At 71.2% G+C, this 11,737-nt stretch carries 6 protein-coding genes; 2 read left to right on the top strand and 4 right to left on the bottom strand.

Features of this window, described 5'->3' with window-relative positions:
• Nucleotides 1-4 precede the first annotated feature (4 nt).
• Complete coding sequence (locus tag BN159_RS28575; RefSeq protein WP_015660487.1) at nucleotides 5-1,108, top strand: effector-associated domain 2-containing protein; 1,104 nt, start codon at nucleotides 5-7, stop codon at nucleotides 1,106-1,108.
• On the opposite strand, the gene fxsT is transcribed toward BN159_RS28575, so the two are convergent.
• The 4 genes from fxsT to BN159_RS28595 form a co-directional block, all read right to left on the bottom strand.
• Entirely contained in the window at nucleotides 1,103-5,353 is a 4,251-nt protein-coding gene (gene fxsT / locus BN159_RS28580) for an FxSxx-COOH system tetratricopeptide repeat protein (RefSeq protein WP_015660488.1), read from the bottom strand. The genes BN159_RS28575 and fxsT overlap by 6 nt on opposite strands.
• Nucleotides 5,350-6,378: an AAA family ATPase gene (locus tag BN159_RS28585; protein ID WP_015660489.1), complete on the bottom strand. Its 1,029-nt coding sequence runs from the start codon at nucleotides 6,376-6,378 to the stop codon at nucleotides 5,350-5,352. Before BN159_RS28585 ends, fxsT begins: the two co-directional genes overlap by 4 nt.
• The gene (locus BN159_RS28590) at nucleotides 6,375-7,940 is read right to left on the bottom strand and encodes a VMAP-C domain-containing protein (protein ID WP_015660490.1); all 1,566 of its coding nucleotides are present in this window, start codon (nucleotides 7,938-7,940) and stop codon (nucleotides 6,375-6,377) included. The genes BN159_RS28585 and BN159_RS28590 overlap by 4 nt, the downstream gene beginning before the upstream one ends.
• Before the next feature lie 67 nt (nucleotides 7,941-8,007).
• Entirely contained in the window at nucleotides 8,008-9,252 is a 1,245-nt protein-coding gene (locus BN159_RS28595; RefSeq protein WP_015660491.1) for an alpha/beta fold hydrolase, read from the bottom strand.
• A gap of 167 nt (nucleotides 9,253-9,419) precedes the next feature.
• On the opposite strand from BN159_RS28595, the gene BN159_RS28600 reads away from it, so the two are divergent.
• Nucleotides 9,420-11,510, top strand: coding sequence for an MMPL family transporter (locus BN159_RS28600; RefSeq protein WP_015660492.1), 2,091 nt, complete (start codon nucleotides 9,420-9,422; stop codon nucleotides 11,508-11,510).
• Nucleotides 11,511-11,737 lie beyond the last annotated feature (227 nt).

The raw sequence follows: 11,737 nt of genomic DNA on the forward strand, positions 1-11,737 counted from the left end.
CTCTGTGGACGCGGGGGCTCCGGCGCGTGGCCGGGCGGTGCTGGTGGCGGTCGAGTCGTACGCGAGCGGATGGAGCCTGGACGGGCCGGTTCGGGACATCCTGGCTTACCGTGACTGGCTGCTCGGGGCGGGACTCCGCCCGGAGGCGATCACCGTCCTGGCCTCCCCGCTGCCGCGGAACGAGGCACTGCTCAAGGACGCCGGGGTGTGCCGGCGGCCCGCGGAGCGCGAGCACGTGCACCGGACGCTGTTGCGGGAGGTCGGGCCGACGGGGAGCGACTGGCTGTTCGTCGCCTGGGCCGGGCACGGTCTGACCGACCTGGACGGGCACCCGCGGCTGGTGTACGCCGACGCGCGGACGGACGACCTGCGCTGCCTCGACCTGAACGCCTTCCTCGCCGCCTTCCGCTCCGACCTCGCCCCCTCCCACCCCCGGCAGCTGTGGGTGGCGGACGCCTGCCAGACCTTCGTGGACGCGGCCACCGCGGGCAACGCGCTGCGACCGGACTCGGTGCCGCGGGGACGGCTGCGGGCCGAAGTGAGACAGCGGGTGCTGTTCGCGTGCGGGCCTGGGAAGACCGCCGGACAGCGCCGGGCGGGCACGGGCGCGGCCTCCGGCCTGTTCAGCCGCACCGTGCTCGAACTGCTGCGGACGCAGCCGGAGTTGCGGCACGACACGGCACAGCTGGCGGCCGCTCTCCGTAAGCGGTTCCAGGGAGCGGGGGACGGTGTGCCGACGTCGCTGTGGTTCGACAACGCCGGGGAGTCGGGCCGCACCGAGGCGAGGCGGACCGCGCCCCGCAGACGGCCGGATCTCGCCGACGAGCGCCGGTTGTGCGAGGCGCTGTACGCCGTACCCGTCATGCGTGACCCTGGGACGCGGGCCGCCGTCATCGCGCGACTGCCCTCGGTGATCTCCTCCTCCGTGCCGCGCAACTCGGTCGCCCGGATCGAGATCCTGGAGCTGATCGGCACCTGCGTCCTCTTCGAGAACGGGCTCGGCCACCTGTGGGCGGCCATTTCGCTTCTGGACGCGGGGACGACCGCACTCGAGGATCTCGAAGCCGTGCTGCGGGACTACCCGGAGTGGTTCACGGCGGGGTCATAGCGGCATCGGGTCGATGTCGGCGATGGTCCGGCGCCTGGCCTGGGCGTTCAGGTACGCGGGGTGGGTCGTGCCGAGGACCTCCCGGAGCTGGCGCAGGGCCTGTGTGTGCAGCCTTGAGGCCTCGTCCCTGCGGCCGCCCAGGGTGCGCAGATCCATCGCCAGGTTCGCGCGCAGGACGAGCGTCATGGGGTGCGTCTCGCCGAGCACCTCCTGCATCGGACCGATGGCCCATTCGTCCAGGGCCTGCGCGCCGCTCGGATCGTCCTGCTCGAACAGGAGATTGGCCAGGTTCATCGCGGAGTAGAGGGTGTAGGGATGGGAGTCGCCGAGTGTGTCCCTGAACTGCTGGTGCACTGACTCCTCAAGCCGGCGCGCCTCGTCCGTCCGGCCCGACAGCCGCAGAGTCACAGCGAGGCCGGCCTCGGCGGACAGGGCCTGCGGATGCCGCGCCCCCAGCGTCTGCGTGTATCGGTCGCGAGCGCGTCGGGCCAGGGCCTCGGCTTCCGCGAAGTGCCCGTTGTGCCGCAGGTCGATGGAGTGAGTGAGGGTGGCGTGGAGTGTGTCGGGGGCCTGTTCGCCGTACGACTTGGTCAGCGCGTCGAGAGCGAGGCGGGTCCGCTGCAACGCCTCGCCGAACCGGCCGACCCTGCGCAGGGCCACGGCCTGCTGTACGACAAACCGCAGCGTCGTCGGATGTGATTCCCCGTACAGCTCCTGGGCCTGCGCCACGACCTCCTCGTACGTTTGCAGCGCTTCTCGGTACCGGCCCAGTTCCTGGAGTCCCCACGCGACCGCCGCCTGGGAGGACAGGGTGAGGGAGTCCCCGGCGCCGAGGATCTCCACGCGGAGCCGCCAGGTGTCCTCGTCCACGTTCAGTGCCGGCCGCAGGTTCCCGTTGGCGCGCAGACACACCGCGAGGTTCGAGACGCACTCCAACGTGAAGGGATCATCCGGTCCGAACGCACGCTCGGCACGGGCGTGGATGTCCTTGCCGAGTTCCAGAGCGCCGCCGAAGTCGCCGCGGACCCTGAGGTCGTCGCAGGTCTGGGCTTTGACTGTCAGATGCTCCTCGAGTTCCTGCTCGGGATCGTCCACCTCCCATTGGGCCACCAGGCGCTCGCCGAGATCCGCCGCCTCGGCGTAGCTTCCCGTACGCCAAAGCGCCAGGCGCAGGAATCTGCCGAGGGTTCGGGTCTGCGTGTCATGCTCGTCGAACTTCGACAGCCAGACGCTGTGGACCTGCTGGGCAAGGTCCACAGCCACGTTGTGATTCCCGGACCGGATCAGCCACTCGATCAACGACTGCACGAGGTGGCGCACCCAGGGGTCGGCGCACTCCGGCGCTTGTGAGGCGAGGACATGGGGAAACAGCGTGGCGTACGTCGGCCAATGGCGCGGGTTGCGCGGCTCGCCCGCCAAGCTGCGCGCGAGCAGCAGATGAGCACCGTGCCGGAAGCGCTGGTTCTCCTCATCGGTCATACGGGACCGGAGCGCGGCCTGGACCAGCCGGTGCAACTGGATGGTGTTGGCCGAGTAGTTGATCCTGGCCAGAGAGAAGCGGTTGATCTCCCGGACGGCCCTGGCGAACCTGAGAGGGTCTCCGACGATGCGATCGAGTTCCGGCGCGACGGACTCCCCCAGCCGATCGGTGAAGAAGGCCCGGGGGATGGGCTCCGGCGCGAGATGGGAGCAGAGCTGGAGGAGTTGGAGGGCACCCGGGTTCTGCTCCTGGAGGCGGTCCAGTGAGAGGCCCCACGCGCTCGCGATCGAGGTTCCGTACTGCGTCGGTGGGGAGGATGCCATCAGTTCCGCGCCGGTCTCCTCGAGCAGCCGGACGTACTCCTTGGGCGGCATCCCCGTCTCGGCCCGCCACACCGATGCCTGTTCCACGGCGAGAGGAAGGTCCCCGAGGGCCTCGGCGAGCAGCTCGGCCTCGTCGTCGGTGATGTCGGAGGTTCGGCGCCGGAGCAGCGCCACGCTCTCTTGCCGCCCGAACAACCCGACCTCGACGGGACGGGCCAGTACGTTCCAGTGCGGGTTGCGAGAGGTCACGATCACCGCGCCCGCAGGGCCGCCCTCGAACCTGCTCGGAATGAAGTCCTGCACTGCTTCCGGGCCGTCGGCGTTGTCGAAGACCAGGAGCCAGTCGCCGTACGGGTTCCCGGTGCGCAAGGCGTTCAGAACGGCGGGAACCGCAAGGGCCGGGGCGTTCGAGAGCCCCAAGCGGTCGGCGAGTTCCATGAAAGCCTGCCGGATCAGGCTCCGTTGCTCGGCGGGAATCCACCACACCAGGTCGTACTGGGAGGCGTACCGGTAGACATACTCCAGGGCGAGCTGTGACTTGCCGACCCCGCCCATGCCGTGCAGGGCCTGCGGCAATACGGCGGCCGTCCCGGAGGACAGCGACTCCCGGAGTTCCTCCAGCAGTTGCTCTCGACCGGTGAAAGCGGCGTTCCGCGGCGGCACGTTCCCCCAGACCGCGGGCCCGACCCGATTCGGGTCACGCTCGACGGGTCGTTGCTCCGGCCCGGGGGGCGCAGTCACTGACATGTCGTTCTCTCCTGGATCGGTACGCCCGGACACGGCTGAGGCAGCGGCCGTGTGTTCTTCCGGGGCGTCCAGTGGGGCTGGCAATACAGGGACGGGAACCGTCGTCTCCAGTTCGTCGAGTTCCCGCGCCCGGCGGGCGTGCGGGCCGCTCAGGGCGTGCAGGACCGCGCGTTCGATGTTCCTGAACTCCTGGTCCTCGCCCTCGGCGGGTTCGACGGTGGTCGTCCCGTCCCGAAGATAGGACAGCAGACTCTGTGCCGCAGTGCTCGTCGGTGCGAGCATCTCAGCGGCCTGCGCGATCGCCCGCTCGGTGGTGGTTCGTGAGCCGTGGGCAAGCAACTCCCCGCGCACGTCCGGGTCCACGTCGAAGGCCAACCGGTCCACAGGGTGGGACGGTTGGAGGGAGAGCAGGTCGCTGAGGAGGATCTCCGCCAGATGCTGGGTACTTGAGCGGGGCAGTGTGCGGTGCTGGATCTCGGTCATCGTGGCCAGGTCGAGCGGGATCGCAGCCAGATGCGTCGCCAGCTCGAACGCCTCGGGCGAGGCGCTGCCGCGGAACTTCGCGACCCGGTCGATGGGCTCCAAGGTTCGTACGGGCCGCAGGTACGGCGCTTCCGGTCGCCCTTCCGCCGTGGTGAGCACAGCCGCCAGCTCCACCTCCCTGGGTTCGTCGCCACCCACGAACCGGGCCCAGGGTTCCAGCCACTCCGGGCGCGCCTCCAGTACCGGCACGGGAGTGGCCGCACCCAGGCCGGCTCTGGCGCGCAGCACCGCGGAGACGGCCTCGGCGGGCTCCCAGGCGGGCGGTCGGCCCGCCGTCCACGGTCCCGACGAGCGCAGTGCGATCCGCGAGGGATGCAGTCCCGTACGGTGCCACAGGCGCTGCGGCAGCATGTGCAGCACTGTCACCGGCTGGCGCCGGCCCCAGCGGGCGAGCAGCCGCTGGGCGGCGCTCGAACGCCAGGCTGGAGCAGCGCCGTCGGTCAGCACGAAGACGACCGAGCGGCCCGTGGGATCGACGAGCGAGCGGGCCGCCGCGGGGCGGGCCGTGCGGGCGGGGCCGGGAAGCCGTACGGTCGCCTGCCCGGGGTCGGTCGTGTCCAGCGACAGTTCCATGACGTCCCGGAAGCCGCCGTAGGCGCGCACGACCCGGGCGAAGCGGGCCACAGTGTCGTGCCAGAGCGCCATGCGCGGGGCGCTGTCCACCACCAGCACCGCCCGCCAGCGCCGCTCCGCCGCGGGCCGCAGCACCGGCGGCAGGAACGGCGCCGGCGCGATCAGCTCGGCCGTGGCCTCCTCGTCCAGCTCGGCGGCGTGCGCCGACGCCACCGTCGTACGGAAGGCACGCAGCGCCCGGCCCAACGCCCGGTCGGTGGGCCGGGATTCGGGGTCGGGTGCGGTGGCTGCGGGGGAGAGGGCTGCGGTGGGCTCGGCGGGGTGGCTGGAGCGGGGGCGCGGGGTGCTGGTGGGTGTGGTCGGCTTGTCCGGGGCCGGGGGAGGTACGTCGGTCTCGGCGCCCGTGCGTGCTGTGGAGGAGCCCGCCGAGGGGGCGGGGCTCGCGCTGCCAGGGGGCGTGGGGGCGTCGGTACCGGCACCGATGCCGTCCATCGGCCCGACCAGCCAGCCGTGTTCGCTCGCCAGCCACAGCGCGTCGGCGAGCTCCCGGGGACCGGGCCGGTCCCGGCCGGGCGTCACGCCGTGCCCGCCCCTTCACCGCCCAGCGGGTGCCAGACGGCTTCGAGCAGCTCGTCCCACTCGTCGGGCCGGTGCGCGTAGTGGCCGGACGTCACCAGGTGAACGGCGTTGAGGAGTTGGTCGGCGGCGAGTCCGCCCACCTGTCCGCTCCGGTGCAGGAAGTCGTCGATCAGCTGCCGTTGCCGCTTGCCCAGCCGGTCGCCGAAGTGGGCGGCCACCATCTCACCGAGCGCTGCCGCGTCCGGGTCGGGGACGTCGAGGCGCAGACAGCGGCGCATGAACGCCTCGGGGAACTCGCGTTCGCCGTTGGAGGTCATCACGATGACGGGGAAGGCGTGGCAGCGCACCACGCCGGCGGTGATCTCGGCGGTGCCGCCCGGATCCGTGGTGTGCACGAGCGCCGTGGGTTCCTGCGGCTTCACTCGGACCAGGGGAGGGATCTCGTAGCGGCCGTCCTCGAACAGGGTCAGCAGGTCGTTGGGGAGGTCGATGTCGCACTTGTCGAGTTCGTCGATGAGCAGGACGCGCGGCAGCCGGTAGGGCAGCAGCGCCGTGCCCAGCGGGCCGAGCTGGACGAAGGCGCCGGTTCCTTCCGCTGAGTGCGTGGCTTCCTTCGCCGCCTGGGCCCTGCCGATGGCGTCGTACTCGTACAGGCCCGACGTCAAAGTGGTGCGGCTGGTGATGGGCCAGTGCAGTACCCGCCCCAGACCCAGCTCCCGAGAGATGCGATAGGCGAGGCCCGACTTGCCGACGCCCGGGCGCCCGGTGACCAGAAGGGGGCGGCGCAGCAGCAGCGCGGCGTTGACCATGCGCACCTCTTCCGGGAGCGGGGTGCGCCTCACCTCGGGCGGGCCCAGTCTGCGGTCGGCCTCCTCGTCGTCGGGCGGTTCCGGCATCCTCGGCTCGGTGGCGAAGGTGCGCCAGGGCGGCCCGGCGGGCCACTCCCTGTCCTCGTAGGGCGCGTACGGCACTTGAGCGCCGGTGCCCTGGTACAGGGGCCCCGCGCCCGCCGGTGAGCCGTTCATGAGGTTCCCCCTACGAAAGTGGCCGGTGCGGCCGGGCCGCCGTCGAGCAGTTGTTCCGGGTCGTCCCAGAGCACGACCAGTGAGCGGATCACCGCCGGATCGTGTGTGCCGGGTCTGTCCATGGCTGCGTCGGCCTTCCACTGGTGGGCGAGCTGGGGAATGCCGGCCAGTCCGACTTCGTTCACGGCTTCCCGTACCGCGACGCGCCATGCCGGCGACGAGCCGTCCGCGCGATGGTAGATCCACACGAAGACCCCGTACTCAAGCGCGAGGTTCACCTCCTGGCCGCCCAAGGTGTCCTGTTTCCAAGGGACTTCGCACAGCATCATGGCGACCACATCATCGTTGTAGCCGACAACAGCGTCCAGCCGGCTCAGATGCGCGGGGTCGGCGACCGGCGGATCCAGGACGCACACGTGCACCCCGCCGGGCGCGTGGGAAGAGCCGCTGCCGCCGTTCGCCTGCTGCCGCTTCCATCGGGCGTGGCGTTCCCGCCAAGCCCGATGGAACTCCTGCCGCTGCACTCGTTCGAGGCTGTGCACGGTCACTTCGTAGGCGTTCAGCAGCGGGTTGTCGAAGCCACGTGCCGGGTTTCTGTTCCACCATTCGACGGGCTCGTCGAGCAGTTCCAACGGCAGGAAGAAGTCCAGCGCGACAGGGTCGGAGCGGTTGTGCCACGAGGCCGCCACCCGGCTCAGCAGCTCGGCGACCCGGACGTTGAGCCGGTCACGGGTGACCGATGCCTGTGGTTCCGGCTCCGGTTCGCGGTGCAGGGCGGGCGAGTCCGCGTACTTCACGGCGACGGTCACGTGGTAGCGCGGGACGCGGCGGCGCTGCGGGGCGCGGTCGGGAGTCACGCAGATGTAGACGCGGATCAGGGGCCGGGGCTCGGCCGACGGAGGCTTCGCGGGGTCCTCGGGGGCGGGGAGGGGAGCTGCCTCCGGGCTCGGGTACGGGTCGGACAGGTTCCATGCGGCGGCGAAGTGAGCGTTCCAGGCGCGTATGGAGGCTGCGGCCGTGGCCAGTTCCGGGCAGCGGGTGAGGCGTTCGAGGAAGAGCATGCTCGGCGGTGTGCCGCCCGCCGGAGCGTTGAGGTCCGCCAGGTTCACGAACGCCTGCCAGGGCGTGGTGCAGTGGGCGGGCAGGCGCCGTCGGCCCCCGGAGGCGGAGGCGAACAGGTCCGCCAGGTCCGCCGGTTCGGTCAGCGGCTGCTGAAGCGCCTCACGCAGCGGTCCCCAGTCGCGGCCACGGTAGAACTGATGGGCCTGCCACTCGTCGACCAGTGGCCTCAAGTGCCGCTCCAGCAGAGGGGCGACGAGGCGGATCACGTCGATCAGGGGCTCCAGCGCGTCCTGCTCGGCACAGGCGCCGACGACGCCGGCGAACTCCACATGAGGCACCGCATAGGAGTCCTGGGGCAACGCGTCGACCTGTTTGTTCATCCGATGCCGCCAGAGCCTGCGCGCCGCGTCGTCCATCAGCCCGCCGGCGGGCTCCTCCAGCACCGCCACGATCTTCCCGATGAGGTCCAACTCGACCTCGTCGAATCTGCGCCCTGTCACGCGCGTGTCCCTTCGTACCTGCTGCGGTGGGAGTGCTGGTCGGACTGCCCGGCCGGGCAACCGGGGCTCAGGGCGGGGCGACCCGGTCCAGCAGCTCGCACATCACCTGGTGGACGTGCTGGTTGTCCCAGTAGGCGCCGTGCGCGGCCGAGACCGGCTCGCTGTTGTCGACCGCCACGTCCAGCACATCCGCCCCGGCGGGCCGGAAGACCTCGGCGGCCAGGAAGGCGAGCATGTCGCGACGGTCGTACACATTCACCCAGGGCGGGAAGCCGGGCGGCAGGGAGGTGCCGAACCGCAGTGAGGGCAGCGCGTCCAGCTCGTGCAGCAGCGGTGCTTGGGAGCCGACGGTGAGCAGGCCGGCGACTTCGGCGGGCCGGGCGCCCGGGCCCTGTTCGGCGCCGTCGAGGAGGACGCCGGAGGCCAGCAGGTCGAAGCAGACGATGCCGCCCAGGCTGTGGCCGAGCAGCACCACCGGCCCTGGCTGGGCCCGCACCCGCTCCGCGACTAAGGCCCGCACCGCCTCGCCCCGCACCAGATAGCGCACGATGTCGCCGAAGAACCCCACCTTGCGCTCGCTCCACGCGGTCCGGCGAGCCACCACGACCCGGGAACCGCCGAGGCTCTCGAAGAGCCGCGCGGAGAGCCGGGCGGCGGCCGCCACCGCCTCCGGGACACCCCGCACGTCACCGCCGAGGGCGTCGGTGAGCAGCTCCGTGAGCGCGTCCCGCTCGGCCGCCGCCACGATTGGGGTCTCACCGCGGCCCAGCGCGTACGCCACCAGCGCCCTGGCCGTGAGCCGGGGCAGGGCATGGGGGTCCCGCTCCGTGGCTCGGCGCAGCGCGGGCGCCGCGGCCAGCGCCGCCACCGCCTCCGTCAGCGGCACGCCGATCCCGGACCGCTCCCACGCCGCGCGTACGGTGTCGTCGGCGGGGAGCCCGGCCAGCGCGCTCAGCAGCGCGTCCCCGGGCGGGACGACACCGGGCACGAAGCCGCCGGGATCCGCCGGTGCGGCGAGGGCGGCCAACTCCAGTTCCGCGAACGGGTTGATGTACAGCAGCGCCCACTGGGCGATCGCCTGATCCCGGGGGTCGGGCTCGTCCGGTCCCCGGCCGCCCTGCTCGACGAAGCCCGGGATCGACACGCCCCCGGCCCGCAGATGCGATCCGAGTGCCGAACCCCAGTCGCAGGGCTCCACCCTGACGTCGGGCCGCAGCTTGGCGAGACCGTTCCGGATGCGTCGCAGAGCGTCGCTGTAGTCGGGTTCGCGCACACCCGTACCGTGCACGAACAGGACGGTCAGTGTCACCATGAGTGCGCTCTCCCGAGTACATGCCGGTACTCCCGGGGGAGTAAAGCACCCCCCGTGCCACCCCTGGAAGTATCTCCCAACTCGCCCTGCCGCCCGACGAACACAGCCCCTTCCCGCGGAAGTCTGGAACCCGAACCGGACGACACGTAACGGAGGGAGGCCCGCTCATGGGGGCCGCAAGGACTTCTGATCGGGGGCGGCGGCGTGCCGTGCCCTGGGTCATGCTCGGGCTGTGGATCGTCGTGCTGGCGATTGCCTCGCCGTTCTCGTCGAAGCTGGCCGATGTGCAGCGGGACCGGGCCGTCGACTATCTGCCCGCCAGTGCTGACTCCACCCAGGTTGCCAAGATCCAGGACCAGTTGCCCGGTGGTGAGACCACGCAGATGGTGGTGGTCTATCAGCGGGACGGGGGGTTGACCGAGGCTGACCGGGCTACCGCCGCCGGGCAGATCGAGGAGATCGCGGGTGCGCATCGGCTCGTCGCCGAGCCGGTCGGGGTGCCGTCCAAGGACGGATCCACGCTCATGTATCCCGTGGCCAGCAACGAGCCCGGTACGGATGAGAAGGCTCGCGATGAGCTGGTCAATGCCGTGCGGGATGTTGCGAAGGGGCAGGATGGGCTGAGTGTTGAGGTCGGTGGTGAAGGGGCGCTGGCCACCGATGCCTCCGAGGTCTACAACTCGCTTGACGGACCACTGCTGTACACGACCGTCGCCGTCGTCGCGCTGTTGTTGATCCTCATTTATCGCAGTCCCTTCCTCTGGCTCGTGCCGCTCGTCGTCGCCGGGGTCGCCAACTACCTGTCCATGGGCGTCGCTTACGGGCTCAACCAGTGGTTCGGTACGTCGGTTTCCGGCCAGAGCTCCGGGATCATGACGATCCTTGTCTTCGGGGCGGGGACTGATTACGCGCTGTTGCTTGTATCTCGGTACAGGGAAGAGCTGCGGCGCATCGAGCGGCCCTACGAGGCCATGGTCGCCGCGCTGAGGGGCTGCGGGCCCGCCGTGCTCGCCTCCTCCGGGACCGTCGCCGCCGGACTGCTGTGTCTGCTCGCCGCCGACCTCAACTCCAGCCGGGGCATGGGCCCGCTCGGCACCGTCGGTGTGCTGTGCGCGCTGGTCGCGATGCTGACGCTGCTGCCCGCCGTACTCGTGCTGCTCGGCCGCCGCGTGTTCTGGCCGCTGATCCCGCGCTACGGCAGCACCCCCAAGGCCCGCCGGTCGCTGTTCGCCGCGATGGGCAGCTCCGCGGGGCGCCGCCCGGTGGCCGTGCTCGTCGGCGGTGGTGTGCTCCTCGGCGCGCTGGCGCTCGGCACGTTCAACCTGCCCGGCAACCTCAAGCAGGAGGACTCCTTCACCAGCAAGCCCGACGCGGTCGCCGCGATGGAGACGCTGGCCGCCGCCTATCCCGAGCGCGGTACCCAGGCCATCTCCGTCATCACGCCGGCCGACCGGGCCGCGGCCACCCTCGCCGAGATCCGGGACACCGAGGGAGTCGACAGCGCGGAGCAGGGGCGCAGCGGAGGCGGCTGGGCCGAGATCTCCGTCATCGCCAAGAACGCGCCGCAGTCCGCGGGGGAGACGGCGACCATCGAGGACCTGCGGGACCGGCTCGACGGCTCCTATGTCGGCGGGCCCAGTGCCGAGCAGATCGACCTGAAGGACACCAACGCCCGGGACCGGTTGATCGTCGTGCCGATCGTGCTGGTGTCGGTGCTGCTGATTCTGATTGCCCTGCTGCGCTCGGTCGTCGCGCCGCTGATCCTGGTCGTCGCCGTGGTCGCGGTCTGGGGTGCCGCCCTCGGCATCGGCGGGCTCGTCTTCGAGCCGCTGTTCGGCTTCGAGGGCACGGACCCGGGGCTCGGACTGCTCTCCTTCGTCTTCCTGGTCGCCCTCGGCGTCGACTACGGCATCTTCCTGATGCACCGGATGCGCGAGGAGTCCCTGAACGGCGCCGAACCGGACGTAGCCGCGCTCACCGCGCTGCGCACCACCGGCGGGGTCATCGCCTCCGCGGGTCTGGTCCTCGCCGCCACCTTCGCGGTGCTCACCAACATGCCGATGGTCCAGCTCGTCGAGCTCGGCTTCGTCATCGCGGTCGGTGTGCTCCTCGACACCTTCCTGGTCCGCACCTACCTGGTGACCAGCGCGAGCGTCGCCCTGCGCCGCAAGGTGTGGTGGCCGGGCGCCCTGTCCAAGGAGCCCGAGCACCCCGTACCGCCGAAGGAACCGGAGCGGATGACCGCGGCCGCCCATTAGCCGACAAAGGGCGCCCCGCACCTTTGATGGCTCGGTCGCCTACGGGCGCTTGATGCCGGTGTCGAGAGGACGATCGTGCTCAGCCCTTCGGGCCTCCGCGCGCTCGACCTCTCGACACCGGCGCGCCCTTCGGCTCCCTCGCTGTCTCCCGGAGGGGCGCCCTGCTAGCGGAAGATGACTCCGTGCAGCCCTCCATACCTGCGGCGCGTCCCCGGCTCGGTGAGCGG

It is taken from the genome of Streptomyces davaonensis JCM 4913 (assembly GCF_000349325.1).
Lineage (GTDB): Bacteria > Actinomycetota > Actinomycetes > Streptomycetales > Streptomycetaceae > Streptomyces > Streptomyces davaonensis.